This is a genomic window from Faecalibacterium sp. I4-1-79 (assembly GCF_023347235.1).
Classification (GTDB): Bacteria; Bacillota; Clostridia; order Oscillospirales; family Ruminococcaceae; genus Faecalibacterium; species Faecalibacterium tardum.
In genome coordinates, this window is record NZ_CP094467.1 from 1083835 (window position 1) to 1099143 (window position 15309).

The window sequence follows — 15309 nt, forward strand, 5'->3', positions numbered from 1 at the left end:
GTTTATAGGACAGCTCTTTCAGTAAAATGACCTCAGAAGAAGCAAAACGCACTTCAGACGGAGGAAAATACAATGGCAAACGGTGATTACGGCTATTTCGGCAAAGGGGACACAGGCTATGCCCAGTACATGACGGCCTTCAACCGCAACTTCGGCGGCTCGTCCGGCGGCGGTGGCGGCGGCAGCCACAACAATGGCGGCGGCGGTGGCGGAGACGGAAGCGGCTGCGGCTGCCTTATCGCCATTGCGGTGGTGGTCGTGCTGGTGCTCCTCGGCATGGGAAGCTGAGGGCAGCCCCACGGTGCAGAGCCGCTTGTGGTAAACGGCGGAAAAAACTAAAAAAGCACTTGACCCTGACGTTGCGTCATAGCGTATACTGAGCTTGTCGCAAGGGAGGAAAACGAAATGATGACTGTCAAGGAAGTGAGCAATCTGACCGGGGTGAGCATTCGGACGCTGCAATATTACGATAAAATCGGTCTGCTGCATCCGGCGCATCGAACGCAGGCAGGCTATCGCCTGTATGATGATGCTGCACTGGAACGATTGCAACAGATTTTGCTGTTCCGAGAACTGGAATTTTCACTGGAGGATATCCGAAAAATTCTGAAAAACCCGGAGTTTGACCGGGAAAAGACACTGGAACAGCAGATCACATTGCTGACCCTGAAAAAACAGCATCTGGAAAAGTTGATCGCTCTTGCGGAAAAGATTCGGACAACAGGAGGAAACGTTATGGACTTCGACGCATTTGACACACAGAAGATCAAGGAATACGCAGAACGTGCAAAGAAAGAGTGGGGCGAAACCACAGAGTATCAGGAATTTGAGGCAAAAAACGCCCGGCGGACGCAGAAGGAATCTGGCAGCATCAACGAGCAGTTGATGGGGCTCGTAGCGGCATTCGGAACGCTGCAAACCAGAGAACCGGCAGACCCCGCAGTACAGGCACAGGTGAAAAAGCTGCAGGACTTTATCACCGAGAATTACTATACCTGCACGAAGCCCATTCTGTATCAACTTGGACAGATGTATGGTGCCGGCGGCGAGTTTACGGAGAACATCAACGCTGCCGGGGGAGAAGGTGCGGCAGAATTCGCACAGAAAGCCATTGAAATTTATTGCCAATAAGCAAAATTGCCTTACGTGACCCGGTCACAGAAAATCTAACTAGGAAATGTTATCATATAGCCACAGGAAACACCAACAATATTCCGATGGAGGAATTGAATATGAAGGCAAAATTTTATATCTGTGAGCACTGTGGCAACCTGGTCACCACCATCCACAACGCAGGGGTTCCGCTGGTCTGCTGCGGCGAAAAGATGAAGGAGCTGCTCCCCAACACGGTGGAAGCCAGCGGCGAAAAGCACCTGCCGGTGGCAGAGCTTTCCGGCAGCTCCCTCACCGTCACGGTGGGTGCGGTGGAGCATCCCATGGTGGATGTGCACCACATCCAGTGGCTCTTTGTGGAGACCGAAAACGGCGGACAGCTCCGCTACCTCGCCCCCGGGAAGGCACCCAAGGCGGTGTTTGAGCTGGGCAGCGAAAAGCCGGTGGCGGTCTACGCCTACTGCAATCTGCATGGTCTGTGGATGACGAAGCTGTAAGAAAATAAACAGGCTCCTGCCAGTGGTTGACGCTTGCAGGAGCCCGTTTTGCGTGCAGACGCTTTTCTGTGGAAAGGAAGCATGACACCGTTATTATGAAGAAAAATCTCACAGAGCTTGTTTTTATCCTTGACCGCAGCGGCAAGTCCTCGTCAAAACTCCGGGTGCCATTCATCCCGGATGCCAATGTCGGCACAGACGATCTTTCCGCACAGCGGCGCAGAAGCTTCTGCGATATGCAGCGGTTTATAGCTGTCGAAGGTTACGGTCAAATCTGCATGGGCAGCACCCTCGGCAACCTCCCCGGTATCCGTGTTGATGCCGCTGGGCAGGTCCACGGCCAGCACAAAGGCACCGCCCTTGTGCAGACGGCGTATCAGCCCGCAGGCAGCAAGGCCGGAAGGCCGCAGTTCACCATGGAACCCGGTGCCGTAGAGGGCATCCACAACGGCATCAAAGTCCTGCGTTTCCAGTACAGAACCATCGGCGCAGATGTGCACCGGCAGGGAGTGCAGACGCTCAAAATTGCGGATGGCGTCAACGGTTTTCGGCTCGCCCTCGGCCAGAAGAACGGTTACGTTCCAGCCATCTTTTGCCGCAGCGCGGGCAATCACAAACCCATCGCCGCCGTTGTTGCCCTTTCCGCAGACCACCAGCAGCCTGCCGGGATGCGGGAGCTGCTTTTGCAGTTCAGCGTAAGCCGCCATTCCGGCATTTTCCATCATTTGCAGGTAAGGCAGACCGTGGGCATCCCCGGCCCGTTCGATTTCCTTCATCTGCGCAGCCGTCACAATGCGATGTTTCATGTTGGCACCTTCTTTCTATCTCTATTATAATGGATGAGAATGTTTGGAACAAGATGAAAGATACCGGTGCATAGAATCTGTCCCCGGAGAGTTGGAACAAGCCCTCTGGGGGCATTTTTGCTTTTCACTATCTTTTCCGCAGGGGAAAACCATGGTATACTGAACGCAACGAATCCAAAGTAATAAACCGGGAGGTACAATTATGAAGTGGGGAATTTTAGCGACCGGCACCATTGCCAAAAAGTTTGCATCTACGGTGGAACAGATGGGCGCAGAGGGAGAGCAGCTTGTTGCCGTGGGGTCACGGCGTCTGGAAAGCGCACAGGCGTTTGCGCAGCAGTACGGCATCCCCCGCTGCTATGACTCCTACGAAGCCCTTGCTGCCGACCCGGAGGTGGAGGCCATCTATATCGCCACCCCCAACACCCTGCATTACGAAAACTGCAAGCTCTGCTTGGAGCAGGGCAAGCACGTTTTGTGCGAAAAGCCCTTTACCATCCGCCCGGAACAGGCGCAGGAGCTGTACTGTCTGGCAGAGGAAAAGCACCTCTTTCTCATGGAGGCGTTCTGGATCTGGCTGCTGCCGCTGTACGACCGCCTGCGCGAGATCCTTGCGGCTGGCACCATCGGGGAGCTGAAGCAGATCACCTGTCAGTACGGCTTTGTGGCCTCCGGTGCCCGGAAGGACCGCAAGTTTGATTCCGGTCTGGGCGGCGGTGCGCTGCTGGATATCGGCATCTACAATCTGGGCTTTCTGCGCATCCTCACCGGGCAGGACCCGGAGAAGGTGGAAACCAAAGAGGTGCACATCAACGAGTACGGCACCGACGATTACAGCCGCCTTGCGCTGACCTACCCCGGCGGCTGCAAGGCAGAGTCTGTCCAGACCATCGGGCAGGAGCTGGAGCGCAATGCCCGCATCCTTGGCACCGAGGGCAGTATTTTCCTGCCGGATTTCCAGCACGCCGAGACCATGACGCTGGAAGTGGAGGGCAAAGAGCCGGAGGTCATCCGCTGCCCGGTGGACATCAACGGCTTTGAGTACGAGATCCGGGAAGCAAGCCGCTGCGTCAAGCTGGGGCGTACCGGCAGCGACCGCTACACCCCGCAGGACAGCCTTGCCCTGACCCGCCTGATGTACGACACCCGCATGAGCTGGGGCATGAAGTTTGCGGGCGAGGTGTAAGCGCACACCTTGCCGCAAAGGGCTTTTTTGCGTGCGGAAACCATGGGACACTAAGAACGACAGCTTGGAATTTGGCGAAGGAGTGTGAATGGATGAAAAAGAAAATAATTCTATCAATAGCGTTTCTGATCAGTTTATTACCAATGTTATTTAACCAATATGGCGGATTAAAAGGTGTACAGGAAATTACCGGCTTGATAAATCTACTCAATCCTATTGGAATAGTGTCTGTCATTTTGTTTGTTTTAGGAGTATGGTTTCCCGTCAAGAAACGAGTTGTTAGTAAAAGTTTAGGCGCATTAGGCGTGATTGGGATTGTAGTCTCCGAAATATATAAATTCCTCACCTGGCATACATTGACTGTCACCGGTGAAGTCAGTTTACAGAATAGCATTCGATTAGCATTCCCCGAGTTTTATATAGGATTGACCATTTCTTTGGTAATGGTGATTGCTTATTTTGTGATTGACAAGTAAACTTGGCATAAGGACAACTTCCAGTCTGCCGGGCAGACAGGCAACTGAAAACCACACAAAAAACGAAGGAGCAGCCATGGTACTTTATTTTACGGGAACCGGCAACAGCCGGTATCTGGCGCGGCGCATTGCCGAAGGGTTGGAGATGCCGCTTTACGACCTGAACGCCTGCATCAAGGCAGGGGATACCGCCCCGGTGCAGACCGGGCGGGACGTGGTGCTGGTGACGCCTACCTACGCATGGCGCATCCCCCGGATAGTGTCGGAGTGGCTGGGCAAGACCGCGCTGACCGGGGCAGAGCGCATCTGGTTTGTGATGGACTGCGGCAGCGAGATCGGCAATGCGGCAAAATACAACCGGCAGCTTGCGGCGCAAAAGCAGCTGCAGTATATGGGCACAGCCCAGATCATCATGCCGGAAAACTACATTGCCATGTTCAATGCGCCCCAAAAAGAGCAGGCACGGAGCATCGTGGAACAGGCAGAGCCTGCACTTCAGAAGGTGCTGACCCAGCTCAGTGCCGGGCAGGAACTTCCCCCGCCAAGAGACAACCTCTATGACCGCTTTATGAGCGGCCCGGTGAATCCGGTGTTCTATCGATTCTTTGTAAAAGCCGATGCCTTTCGGGCAACGGACGCCTGCATCGGCTGCGGCAGGTGTGCAGAACTGTGCCCCCTGAACAATATCCATCTGGAAAACAGCAAACCGGTCTGGGGCAAGAACTGCACCCACTGTATGGCGTGCATCTGCTACTGCCCCAAAGAAGCCATCGAGTACGGCAAAAAGAGCAAAGGCAAGCCCCGGTATCACTTTGAAGCACTGGAAAAGCAGCGGGACGTATGAAGGAAAAAAGGAAAAACGACGATGGTGAAAAACAGATGAAGTATTTATACTTACATGGATTAGGACAAAAACCAGACAGTTGGGACAGAGTAATAAAAGAAACGAAGGTCTCGGACAGCAGCGTCTGCTTGAGTCTGGCAGAGATGCTGGAAGGAAAAGCGGCCACCTATGGGGAGCTGTATACTGCATTCTCAGGAGAGTGTGATCAGGAATTTTATGATAATGTCGAATAAACTATGATTCATCAAAGAAAGAGGACTTTAAAATGAACATCGAAGAACGGGCGGCACAGGCTGCCGCATGGAAAGCTACTGGACAGTGCAACTGTGCACAGGCGGTGCTGAAGACATTTGAGGACAAGCTGCCGGTGGATGCCGACACCCTGATGAAGCTGGGCGCAGGCTATGCCGCCGGCATGGGCTGCATGGAGAGCACCTGCGGCGCACTGATCGGCGCTGTGATGGTGGCGGGCATCGTCACCGACGGTAAGGGCACACCCCGCATTTCCAAGGAACTGCTGCAAAATTTTCAGGAAAAGTGCGGTGCTACCATCTGCAAAGATCTGAAGGGGATAGAGAACGGCGCACCGCTGTGCCCGTGCCCGGAGTGCGTCCGCAACGCTGTTCTGGCACTGGGCGAGGTGCTGGGAGAGTAAGATGAAGAAGATCTTGTTTGTTTGCCACGGCAATATCTGCCGCAGCCCTATGGCGGAATTTGTGATGAAGGACTTAGTGGAAAAGGCCGGGCTTTCCGGGCAGTTTGAAATCGCCTCGGCGGCCACAAGCACCGAGGAAATCGGCAACCCGGTCTATCCGCCTGCCCGGCGCAAGCTGGCTGAGCATGGCATCTGCTGTGCAGGCAAGACCGCCCGGCAGATGACCCGGCGGGACTATGAGACCTACGATTATCTCATCGCCATGGACCGCAACAACCTGCGGAATATGGTGCGGTTTGTGGGCAGTGACCCGGAGCATAAGGTCTCATTGCTGATGGATCACACCAGTCGCCCCGGCGATGTGGCAGACCCGTGGTACACCGGGGATTTTGAAGCCACATGGCAGGATGTGCTGGAGGGCTGCACCGCCCTGCTGGAAGAGCTGCGATAAAAGGGAAAGGGGATGACGAAACGTTATTGCAAGGGCGAACGGTTTGCTGACCTGTCGTTTGCCGGGGAAGTCTTTGAAAGTATAAACCTATTGACATTGTAAGAAAATGGGTTTATACTATTCCCAACACAAGGAAGGGAGCACAGGCAGATGAAACATACAGCAGATGCCCGGCACAGACTGTCCGGGCGAATGCGCTACTCCCAGACAAATTCCCGGCAGACAGACTGAGAAAAAACAGGAAGATGCCGTTGTCTGGGAGAAGTGCCCGAACATACATCGTCACAATAAAAGGAGAACCGACAATGGCTGATTATAAACTGTGGAACGCACTGAAGGATGCTAAAAAATATCGCTGGGTGGAACTTTCTCACTCGCTGAACAACGAAAGCCCCTACTGGTCCGGCATCCCGGAAGGCTCTGTGGAGCTGGCAAAGACCGTGTGGGACTGGGGCAAGCCGGAACTGGAATGCCTGATTCAGACCTTCAAATTCCCCGGACAGTTTGGTACCCATATCGACTTCCCGGGGCACTTCATCAAGGGCAAAGCATTGTCCGAAAAGTACGATGTGAACGACCTGATCTTCCCGCTGGTGGTCATCGATATTTCCCAGCAGGCCAAGAAAGACCCTCGCTACGCTGTGACGGTGGAGGACATCAAGGCCTATGAAGCAAAGTACGGTCCTATCCCGGATGGCGCGCTGGTGGCTCTGCGCAGCGACTGGTACAAGAAGTGGCCGGATATGGATGCACTATCCGGCATCGACGCAGAGGGCAAAGAAAATGCCCCCGGCTGGTCGCTGGAAGCATTGGAGTATATCTACAAGGTGCGCAACGCCGCCGCCAACGGCCACGAAACGCTGGATACCGATTCCTCTGCGGTGGCGGAGGAAAAGGGCGACCTTGCCTGCGAGCGCTATGTTCTGGACAACGACAAGCTGCAGGTGGAGGTGCTTGCAAATCTGGATAAAGTTCAGCCTGCCGGTGCGGTGGTCATCGTTTCTTATCCCCGCATTGAAGGTGCAACTGGTCTGCCCGCACGGGTCTGGGCCATTACTGAATAAGAGCGGAGAAGTGGGAAAATGTCCTTTGAAAAAGCAAAAGCAGACCTGGAAGAAAAAGGTCTGGGAGACCATGTCATTGTGCTGAACGAGTCCTCGGCAACCGTGGCAGAGGCAGCCCACGCATTGGGCGTAGAGCCTGCCAGCATCGCCAAAACGCTGTCGGTTCTGCAGGGCGAAAAGCCGGTGCTCATCGTCACCGAGGGCACGGCAAAGCTGGACAACCACAAGTACAAGAGCCTGTTCCACATCAAGGCCAAGATGATCCCCTACGATGAGGTGGAGGCCTATGTGGGTCATGCACCCGGCGGTGTGTGCCCCTTTGGGGTGAACGAGGGCGTGGCGGTCTATCTGGACGAGAGCCTGCGCAAGTTCGACACCGTCTACCCGGCAGCGGGCAACGGCCACACCGCCGTCAAGCTGACCTTGCAGGAGCTGGAAGCAGCCGCCGGAGCCGAGGGCTGGGTGGATGTCTGCAAGGAGCCGGAAGGCGAGTAAGGTATCATAAGATAAACGCAAAGGGAGCTCTGCCCGGACCTTCGTCCGTGACGGAACTCCCCTTTTTTAGCTTTATAGAAAAACCATAAGTCATCTGCCACGGTCAACGGAGCAAAAACCACACACCCAGCAGGATCGCAAGGAAGATCAGGTTGGACAGGGTGAACAGCCCAAAATACTGCTTCTTCCCCTGTGGCAGCTCCCGTGCGATCTGTCGGTAGGAAATAAGACTGGCCATGGATGCGATCAAAGTGCCAAGACCTCCCAGATTGGTGCCGATGATGAGGGCTTGTGTCTCTGCCGTGAACCCGGACAGCAGCAGGGCGGCGGGAACATTACTGGTGACCTGCGAAGCAAGAACTGCCACCAGAACTTCCCGGCCGGTCAGAAACTCCTGCAGCCAGCCGGAAAAGGCCGGAATGCGCCCCAGATTGCCAATGAAGATGAAAAAAGCCACAAAGGTCAAAAGCAGGGAATAGTCCACTGCCCGTAAGGTGTGCGGGTCTGCAAAAAGAACGCAGACGAGCACAGCGGCAAAGGCAATGCCATAGGGCAGCACCCGGATCACGGACAGCAGGCAGACGGCAAACAGAACCAGATACAGCAGGATGATCTTCTGATCCCCCTGAGATACAGAAGAAGAAACAAGCTCGTCCACGGAAAGGGCGGCAGAGGCTTTCCGGCAGACCAGCGCTGCCCAAGCCAGCAGCAGGAGCAGAGAGACCAGTGTGTAGGGCAGCATAAGAAGCACAAATCCCTCGATGCTCATGCCACTTTTTCCGTAAAGATAGAGGTTCTGTGGGTTGCCGATGGGGGTCAGCATACTGCCAAGGTTTGCCGCAATGGTCTGCATACAGACCACCGGGATCAGAAGGGAGCGGCGGACATCCGCTCCCAGACGGCTCAGAACCACGAACGTAAAGGGAACGAAGGTCAGCAGGGAAACATCGTTGGTGATGAGCATGCTTCCGAAAAAGCACAGCCCGACCAGTACCAGCGTCAGCTGAAAGGTGCTGTGGGTGCGGGACAGCAATGCCCGTCCCAGTCCATCAAAAAAGCCCTGCCGCCGCAGCCCAGCCATGACCGTCATCAGGGAAAACAGGATCGCCAGCGTGCGCAGGTCGATGTAGCCGAGATACTGCGCATCCGGCGGAACAAAGAAGGCAGAGACAACGGCCAGCACAGCGGCTGCGGTGAGGACCGTTTCCTGTTGAATGAATTGCTTGAGTTTCATAGAGACACATCCTTGTAGTTGTAAAGGCTGCCCTGCTGCGATGCCGGGCGGCCTTTTTCCGTATTTCAGAGCAACAGCTCAAACAACCCGATCATCAGCGGCATGGTCAGGATGGAAAGCAGCGTGCTCAGGACATAGATCGCGCTGGAATGAGAAGCATCCCGGTCATAGAGCTGTGCCATGGAGGTGACTGTTGCACAGGCGGGGGTAATGGCAGAAAGGTAGACCGTCATCAGGATGGACTTGCCGTCCGGTATCCAAAGGGATGCGTGAACTGCCCAAAGCAGCAGAACGATGACCAGCGGAACACCCAGCAGACGCAGAAATACCGGCAGATAGTTGCGCGAGGTGCAGAAAACCTTTTTCAGGGGCACTTCCGCAATGGCCATGCCTGCCAGCAGCATTCCCATGGGGCCGATCATATTGCCGACACTGCTCAGTGTGCTGGTGATCGGGGCAGGCAGCGAGATGTGCAGCAGGTACAGCAGAGCACCGGCTGCAATGGCAATCAGGTTGACATTGGTAAGGAGCTTGCGCCATTCCAGCCGGGCAGACCCCTGCAGGCAGGCGCTTGCATGGGTCCAGAGCAGTACCAGCTGTACAATGACAAAGGCGCAGGAGTAGACAACATATTCCTCCCCCAGCAGGGCCTGCACAATGGGAATGACCAGCGCGGCGGCATTACTGTAAATGATATTGACCTGCTCCACAGCGTCCAGCTTGAGAAATTTGCGGAACAGTGCATTCAGAAGCAGAAATACAACGTGCATTCCAACGGCGATGCCCATGGAATAAAGCAGCCCGGTGCGGATCTCCGGAGTATCCTTGATCTGAAAGGCGTTCAGAACGACACAGGGCATGACCAGATAGACAAAGACCACAGACAGCACCTTACTGTCCGATGCCTTCAACAAGCCGGTTTTTACAACGGCATATCCCATCAGCAGAATCAGAAATAGCTGCGCGATCTGCTGCATCAATAAAAGGCTGATTTGCATTTAGAACTCCTCTTTTGCAATTCGTTTTTGCAGCACAATCCTACTCCATTAGCGGGGCATCGTCAAGAGAAAACAGAAAAAATGCAATCTGAATAAGAAAAAACGGATGGCTTCGCAGAACCATCCGCTAAAATCTGAGATCCACCCAGCAGCAAAAGGATGCACCGCAGATAAAATAAGGACAAAGAGCGGAGAACGGGATAAAAGCAGCTCTCCGCTTTGCTGAATGGAGACGTGCAGTTGGAGCAGGATGGTGGTTCCTTTAAACGAATGCTGCCGAGGAATCTTCCTGTTTTGGAGGGCTTCCCCGGCGACTTTTTTGACAAGCACTAATGATTGCTTTTTTGCCTGCCTTTTGCAAAAAGACGCATTCACTGCCGCAAAGAAATCGGACGCGCGTGTTTTTTTGTGAATAAATATGTGAAAATTGATTGAAAATTCTTCCTGATAATGGTAAAATATTTTTATGTCTCTCTTGTGCTGTGCCTTTTCGCGGGAAAGGGGCAGTGCAAAACAGGAAGCACGCAAAAATTGCGGCATCATTTCCGTGGACGGGTTTTACAGCGCACACTCTTGCGGGCGGTGATGTATAAGCAGCAGGCCATAGCAGCTTTGCCGCAAAGCGGCAGCTGCCCGAGAGTTGTGAGGAAAACGATTTTGACGAACAAAAGAACACTGCACCGCCTTGTTTCCATGCTTGCGGCACTGGTGATGGCGGTCTGTCTGCTGACCGGCTGCGGCACAAAAAGCCCAGAAGAGGTGGAAAAGCAGGAGGACGCCCAGACCATTCAGGTGTATCTGTGGAGCAATAGCCTGTACGAGACCTATGCACCTTATGTCCAGTCCCAGCTGCCGGATGTGAACATTGAGTTCATCGTGGGCAACAACGATTTGGATTTTTACAAGTTTTTGCAGCAGAACGGCGGTCTGCCGGATATCATCACCTGCTGCCGGTTCTCGCTGCACGACGCTGCACCCCTGAAGGACAGCCTGATGAACCTTGCCATGACCAACGAGGCGGGCGCTGTGTACAACACCTACCTCAACAGCTTTAAAAACGAGGACGGCAGCGTGAACTGGCTGCCGGTCTGCGCCGATGCCCACGGCTTTGTGGTCAACCGCAGCCTTTTTGAGCAGTACGATATCCCGCTGCCCACCGATTATGCAAGCTTTGTTTCCGCCTGTCAGGCGTTTGAAGCGCTGGGCATCCGCGGCTTTACCGCCGACTATACCTATGATTACACCTGCATGGAGACCCTGCAGGGGCTTTCCGCTGCCGAGCTTACCACGACGGAAGGGCGCAAGTGGCGCACCGCTTACAGCGACCCCGCCAGCACCGCGCGGGTGGGTCTGGACGATGCCGTGTGGCCGGGCGCCTTTGAGCGGATGGCGCAGTTCATTCAGGATACCCACCTTACGGCGGACGACCTTGCGTTGAATTACGACGGTGTGACCGGGATGTTCCGCAACGGGAAAGTTGCCATGTATTTTGGCAGCTCTGCCGGCGTGAAGATGTTTCAGGATGTGGGCATCGACACCATTTTTATGCCCTTCTTCAGCCAGAACGGCGAAAAGTGGATCATGACCACCCCGTATTTCCAAGTTGCCCTGAACCGAGATCTCGAGCAGGACACCGCGCGCCGCGAAAAAGCCATGAAGGTGCTGAACGTCATGCTCTCGGAGGATGCGCAGAACCGCATCGTTGCCGACGGGCAGGACGTGCTGAGCTACAGCCAGAACGTCCCCCTGCGCCTGACCGAGTACATGAAGGATGTGCGCGATGTGGTGGAAGAAAACCACATGTATATCCGTATTGCCTCCAACGATTTCTTTGCTGTCTCTAAGGATGTTGTCTCCAAAATGATCGCGGGCGAGTACACGGCAAAACAGGCGTATCAGGCGTTCAATGCAAAGCTTCTTGCCGAAGAAGAACCTGCTGCGGACGAGACCGTGTTGACCAGCGGGCAGAGCTATTCCAACGTGTTCCACGCAAACGGCGGTAACGCTGCCTTCTCGGTTATGGCAAACACGCTGCGCGGCGTTTACGGCACGGATGTGCTGCTTGCCACCGCAAACAGCTTTACCGGCAGTGTGCTGAAGGCAGACTATACCCCAAAAATGGCGGATTCCATGATCATGCCCAACGGCCTGATGTCCCGCCAGCGCACCATGACCGGCGCAGAGCTGAAGGAAACTGTCCGCGCCTTTGTGGAAGGCTGCGAGGGCGGCTTTGTGCCCTTCAATCGTGGTTCTCTGCCGATCGTCAGCGGCATTGCCGTGGAGGTAAAGGAGGCAAGCGGCAGCTATACCCTGACCGGTATCACCCGCAACGGGCAGCCGCTGCGGGACGACGACACCGTTACCGTGACCTGCCTTGCAGCGGAAAAGCAGATGGAAGCCATGCTTGCCAGCGGAAGCGGCGTATCTGCGGGCGAAGATACATGGGTGAAAAACACATGGCGCGATCATGTTTCCGGCGGCGGCGCAGCGCTTGCAGAGCCTGAAAACTACATGACACTGAGGTGAGCGGAATGGCAGACGAAAAGCGTAAACCAAAACGGAGCTGCCATCCCCGGCAAAAGTGGCTCCCTGCTGCTGCCGCTATCCTTCTGCTGGTCTTACTGGCAGTCGGGCTCAGCGTGCGGTACATCTCGTTTGTGTCGCAGACCATCTATCAGGAAAGCACCTCGCATCTGGAAGAAGTGCTGCATAAATCCAACAATATGCTAAAAGAGATGGTGCGCAAAAATGTGACCTATCTGCATCTGTACAACGGCTTTTTGGAAAACACCTCGAATGAGGACGAAATTCAGGCGTATATCAAGCAAGCACAGAAGAATACCGGATTTGCCGACTTTTACTTTCTTACCTATGACGGCAACTACATCACCGTGACCGGGGAGACCGGCTATCTTGGTCTGCAGACCAATCTGGACGAAAAGCTCGCCCATGATGAGGATGTCGTTGTGAACACGGCACTGCCCGGCAGACCCCAGATGCTTGCGTTCATCTGTCCCGAAACGCAGGGCAGCTACCGGGGCTTTGCCTACGATGCCATTGCCATCTCTTATTATAATGATGCGGTGCTGAGATTGCTGGACAACTCTGCCTTTAAGGGCAATGCCAGCAACTATGTCATCTACCCGGACGGGCGGGTGGTCATCGACAACTCCGTAAACCGCAAGGAGACCATTTACAACTTTATTGCAATGCTGCGCAGCTATTCCGATCTTTCCGAGGAACAGATCACGGAGCTGTCCAATGCCTTTGCGCAGGGCAGCAGCGGAAACCTGAGGGTCAAACTGGGCGACACCAGCTATTATCTGGTCTACGAGGGCGCAGCTGTCCAGAACTGGACGATGGTGGGGCTTGTGCCGGTCAGCATTGTCAATGCTAATCTGGACGAACTATGGTTCCATACGGCGCAGATCGTGGCGGGCATCGTTGCAGGTCTTGCGCTGCTGGTCATTCTGCTCATCGTGCGCAGAAGCCATACAACCCTGCGCCGGAAGAATACCGAGATCTCGTACCGGGACGAGCTGTTCCAGAAGCTTTCGCTGAACGTGGACGATGTTTTCCTGATGCTGGATGCAGAGACTTCCAAGGTGGATTACGTCAGCCCGAATATTGAGCGGCTGCTGGGAATCCCGTGGAGAGAAGTCCGGCAGGATGCCCGTGTTCTGGCAGCGCTGCACCCGAAGGATGACCCGGACCGCGACAAGAACTTTCTGGAGGGACTTCTCAGCGGGGAACAGCGCGAGTGGGATACGGAGTATGAGCATCGGGAGACCAAGGAGCGCCGCTGGTTCCATAACATCGCTATGGGCAGCGAGGTGGAGGGCAGAGCCAAGTATATCCTTGTTATGTCCGACCGCACCGCCGACAAGCAGGTAAATCAGGCGCTTTCCGACGCCGTTGCAGCCGCCGAGACCGCCAACCGCGCCAAGAGCACCTTCCTTTCCAATATGTCCCACGATATCCGCACCCCCATGAACGCCATCATCGGCTTTACCACGCTGGCGATTAGCAATATCAACGATACCGAGCGGGTAAAGGATTATCTTGGCAAGACCCTTGCATCCAGCAACCATCTGCTTTCCCTCATCAACGATGTGCTGGATATGAGCCGCATTGAAAGTGGAAAGATCCATCTGGAAGAGGTGGAGGTCAACCTTTCGGATGTGCTGCACGATTTGAAAACCATTGTCAGCGGGCAAATTTACGCAAAGCAGCTGGAGCTTTACATGGACGTTATGGACGTGACCGACGAGGACGTCTACTGCGACAAGACCCGGCTGAACCAGATTTTGCTGAACCTGCTGTCCAACGCCATCAAGTTTACCCCGGCGGGCGGCACAGTCTCGGTGCGGGTGCGGCAGCTTGCCGGTAAGGTGCATGGCTGCGGGCAGTACGAGTTCCGCATCAAGGATAACGGCATCGGCATGAGTCCGGAGTTTGCCAAAAAGATCTTTGAGCCCTTCGAGCGGGAGCGCACCTCCACGGTAAGCCGCATCCAAGGCACCGGCCTTGGCATGGCCATTACCAAAAACATCGTGGATATGATGGGCGGCACCATCGAGGTGCAGACAGCGCAGGGCAAGGGCACCGAGTTTACCGTCTGCGTGCCCATGCGCGCACAGACCGAGCAGCGCCCGGTGGAAAAAATCACCGAGCTGGAGGGCCTGAAAGCACTGGTGGTGGATGACGACTTCAACACCTGCGACAGCGTGACAAAGATGCTGGTCAAGGTGGGTATGCGCGCCGAGTGGACCCTTTCCGGCAAGGAAGCGGTGCTGCGTGCGCGGCAGTCTATCGAGATGAGCGATGCCTACCACGCCTATATCATCGACTGGCGCCTGCCGGATATGAACGGCATCGAGGTCACCCGCCGCATCCGCAGCCTGAACGACGATACGCCCATTATCATCCTGACCGCCTACGACTGGTCGGATATCGAGGTGGAGGCAAAGGCAGCCGGCGTGACCGCCTTCTGCGCCAAGCCTATGTTCATGTCCGACCTGCGCGAGACCCTGATGAGCGCACTCGGCCAGAAACAGACGGATGCGGCGCAGGGGCTTCTGCCGGATAAGAACGCCGACTTCAAGGGCAAGCACATTCTGCTGGTGGAGGACAATGAGCTGAACCGTGAGATCGCGCAGGAGATTCTGCGGGAGTACGGCTTCCTTGTTGATTCGGCAGAAAACGGCGCAGTAGCGGTGGAAAAGGTAAGCACCGCCGCGCCGGGCAGCTACGATCTGGTGCTGATGGACGTGCAGATGCCGATCATGGATGGCTATACCGCCACCCGTCAGATCCGCGCGCTGGACGACCCTGCGCGGGCAAAGCTGCCAATCCTTGCCATGACCGCTAACGCCTTTGACGAGGACCGCCGCAACGCGCTGGAAAGCGGCATGAACGGCTTTTTGTCCAAGCCCATCGTGATCGGCGACCTTGTGCAGGAGCTGCACAAAATTTTGTGAACCGGATGAA

The 15309-nt window shown here is 55.1% G+C and carries 17 protein-coding genes; 13 read left to right on the forward strand and 4 right to left on the reverse strand.

The genetic code is table 11. From position 1 onward, the window contains the following. Positions 1–72 precede the first annotated feature (72 nt). The 3 genes from MTP36_RS05440 (at position 73) to MTP36_RS05450 (ending at position 1610) form a co-directional block, all read left to right on the forward strand. Complete coding sequence (locus MTP36_RS05440; RefSeq protein ID WP_249254003.1) at positions 73–288, forward strand: HFLK protein; 216 nt, start codon at positions 73–75, stop codon at positions 286–288. 117 nt (positions 289–405) lie between these two features. After that, entirely contained in the window at positions 406–1131 is a 726-nt protein-coding gene (locus MTP36_RS05445) for a MerR family transcriptional regulator (protein WP_249254005.1), read from the forward strand. A gap of 101 nt (positions 1132–1232) precedes the next feature. Then, complete coding sequence (locus tag MTP36_RS05450; protein ID WP_249254007.1) at positions 1233–1610, forward strand: desulfoferrodoxin family protein; 378 nt, start codon at positions 1233–1235, stop codon at positions 1608–1610. A gap of 152 nt (positions 1611–1762) precedes the next feature. Here the strand turns inward: MTP36_RS05450 and MTP36_RS05455 are convergent, their stop codons facing one another. Further along, entirely contained in the window at positions 1763–2416 is a 654-nt protein-coding gene (locus MTP36_RS05455; protein ID WP_249254009.1) for an NAD(P)H-hydrate epimerase, read from the reverse strand. Positions 2417–2618: 202 nt separating this feature from the next. Here MTP36_RS05455 and MTP36_RS05460 point away from each other — a divergent pair, with 202 nt between their 5' ends. The 8 genes from MTP36_RS05460 (at position 2619) to MTP36_RS05495 (ending at position 7587) form a co-directional block, all read left to right on the forward strand. Further along, positions 2619–3602, forward strand: coding sequence for a Gfo/Idh/MocA family protein (locus tag MTP36_RS05460; protein ID WP_249254011.1), 984 nt, complete (start codon positions 2619–2621; stop codon positions 3600–3602). Positions 3603–3694: 92 nt separating this feature from the next. Continuing rightward, positions 3695–4078 carry a hypothetical protein gene (locus tag MTP36_RS05465; protein ID WP_097779536.1) on the forward strand — a complete coding sequence of 128 codons (384 nt, stop codon included), beginning with the start codon at positions 3695–3697 and terminating at the stop codon, positions 4076–4078. Positions 4079–4154: 76 nt separating this feature from the next. Continuing rightward, complete coding sequence (locus MTP36_RS05470; RefSeq protein ID WP_249254013.1) at positions 4155–4922, forward strand: EFR1 family ferrodoxin; 768 nt, start codon at positions 4155–4157, stop codon at positions 4920–4922. Then, positions 4919–5155 (forward strand): hypothetical protein, encoded by a 237-nt coding sequence (locus MTP36_RS05475; protein WP_249254015.1) that lies wholly within the window; start codon positions 4919–4921, stop codon positions 5153–5155. Before MTP36_RS05470 ends, MTP36_RS05475 begins: the two co-directional genes overlap by 4 nt. Before the next feature lie 32 nt (positions 5156–5187). Beyond that, entirely contained in the window at positions 5188–5577 is a 390-nt protein-coding gene (locus MTP36_RS05480; protein ID WP_207685221.1) for a C-GCAxxG-C-C family protein, read from the forward strand. Position 5578: 1 nt separating this feature from the next. Further along, positions 5579–6028, forward strand: coding sequence for a low molecular weight protein-tyrosine-phosphatase (locus tag MTP36_RS05485; RefSeq protein WP_249254017.1), 450 nt, complete (start codon positions 5579–5581; stop codon positions 6026–6028). A 305-nt stretch (positions 6029–6333) separates the two neighbouring features. After that, positions 6334–7092, forward strand: coding sequence for a cyclase family protein (locus MTP36_RS05490; protein WP_044960096.1), 759 nt, complete (start codon positions 6334–6336; stop codon positions 7090–7092). Between the two features lie 18 nt (positions 7093–7110). Further along, the gene (locus tag MTP36_RS05495) at positions 7111–7587 is read left to right on the forward strand and encodes a YbaK/EbsC family protein (protein ID WP_055185794.1); all 477 of its coding nucleotides are present in this window, start codon (positions 7111–7113) and stop codon (positions 7585–7587) included. Positions 7588–7690: 103 nt separating this feature from the next. Here MTP36_RS05495 and MTP36_RS05500 read toward each other — a convergent pair whose 3' ends face one another. The 3 genes from MTP36_RS05500 to MTP36_RS05510 form a co-directional block, all read right to left on the reverse strand. Further along, a complete protein-coding gene (locus MTP36_RS05500) occupies positions 7691–8821 on the reverse strand; it encodes an SLC13 family permease (RefSeq protein WP_249254018.1) in 1131 nt (376 codons plus the stop codon). A 65-nt stretch (positions 8822–8886) separates the two neighbouring features. Then, the gene (locus MTP36_RS05505; protein ID WP_249254020.1) at positions 8887–9819 is read right to left on the reverse strand and encodes an AEC family transporter; all 933 of its coding nucleotides are present in this window, start codon (positions 9817–9819) and stop codon (positions 8887–8889) included. 48 nt (positions 9820–9867) lie between these two features. Next, positions 9868–10362, reverse strand: a complete 495-nt coding sequence (locus MTP36_RS05510) for a hypothetical protein (protein WP_249254022.1) — start codon at positions 10360–10362, stop codon at positions 9868–9870. Positions 10363–10476: 114 nt separating this feature from the next. Here MTP36_RS05510 and MTP36_RS05515 point away from each other — a divergent pair, with 114 nt between their 5' ends. Next, a complete protein-coding gene (locus MTP36_RS05515; protein ID WP_442900260.1) occupies positions 10477–12345 on the forward strand; it encodes an extracellular solute-binding protein in 1869 nt (622 codons plus the stop codon). A 5-nt stretch (positions 12346–12350) separates the two neighbouring features. Continuing rightward, on the forward strand, positions 12351–15299 hold the full coding sequence (locus tag MTP36_RS05520; RefSeq protein WP_249254024.1) for a response regulator: 2949 nt from the start codon (positions 12351–12353) through the stop codon (positions 15297–15299). Positions 15300–15309: the final 10 nt, after the last annotated feature.

What these genes read in the sequence shown, in the direction of transcription:
- MTP36_RS05440 (WP_249254003.1), top strand. Translation starts at nt 73, where the DNA reads ATGGCAAACGGTGATTACGGCTATTTCGGCAAAGGGGACACAGGCTAT.
- MTP36_RS05445 (WP_249254005.1), top strand. Translation starts at nt 406, where the DNA reads ATGATGACTGTCAAGGAAGTGAGCAATCTGACCGGGGTGAGCATTCGG.
- MTP36_RS05450 (WP_249254007.1), top strand. Translation starts at nt 1,233, where the DNA reads ATGAAGGCAAAATTTTATATCTGTGAGCACTGTGGCAACCTGGTCACC.
- MTP36_RS05455 (WP_249254009.1), bottom strand. Translation starts at nt 2,416, where the DNA reads ATGAAACATCGCATTGTGACGGCTGCGCAGATGAAGGAAATCGAACGG.
- MTP36_RS05460 (WP_249254011.1), top strand. Translation starts at nt 2,619, where the DNA reads ATGAAGTGGGGAATTTTAGCGACCGGCACCATTGCCAAAAAGTTTGCA.
- MTP36_RS05465 (WP_097779536.1), top strand. Translation starts at nt 3,695, where the DNA reads ATGAAAAAGAAAATAATTCTATCAATAGCGTTTCTGATCAGTTTATTA.
- MTP36_RS05470 (WP_249254013.1), top strand. Translation starts at nt 4,155, where the DNA reads ATGGTACTTTATTTTACGGGAACCGGCAACAGCCGGTATCTGGCGCGG.
- MTP36_RS05475 (WP_249254015.1), top strand. Translation starts at nt 4,919, where the DNA reads ATGAAGGAAAAAAGGAAAAACGACGATGGTGAAAAACAGATGAAGTAT.
- MTP36_RS05480 (WP_207685221.1), top strand. Translation starts at nt 5,188, where the DNA reads ATGAACATCGAAGAACGGGCGGCACAGGCTGCCGCATGGAAAGCTACT.
- MTP36_RS05485 (WP_249254017.1), top strand. Translation starts at nt 5,579, where the DNA reads ATGAAGAAGATCTTGTTTGTTTGCCACGGCAATATCTGCCGCAGCCCT.
- MTP36_RS05490 (WP_044960096.1), top strand. Translation starts at nt 6,334, where the DNA reads ATGGCTGATTATAAACTGTGGAACGCACTGAAGGATGCTAAAAAATAT.
- MTP36_RS05495 (WP_055185794.1), top strand. Translation starts at nt 7,111, where the DNA reads ATGTCCTTTGAAAAAGCAAAAGCAGACCTGGAAGAAAAAGGTCTGGGA.
- MTP36_RS05500 (WP_249254018.1), bottom strand. Translation starts at nt 8,821, where the DNA reads ATGAAACTCAAGCAATTCATTCAACAGGAAACGGTCCTCACCGCAGCC.
- MTP36_RS05505 (WP_249254020.1), bottom strand. Translation starts at nt 9,819, where the DNA reads ATGCAAATCAGCCTTTTATTGATGCAGCAGATCGCGCAGCTATTTCTG.
- MTP36_RS05510 (WP_249254022.1), bottom strand. Translation starts at nt 10,362, where the DNA reads ATGATGCCGCAATTTTTGCGTGCTTCCTGTTTTGCACTGCCCCTTTCC.
- MTP36_RS05520 (WP_249254024.1), top strand. Translation starts at nt 12,351, where the DNA reads ATGGCAGACGAAAAGCGTAAACCAAAACGGAGCTGCCATCCCCGGCAA.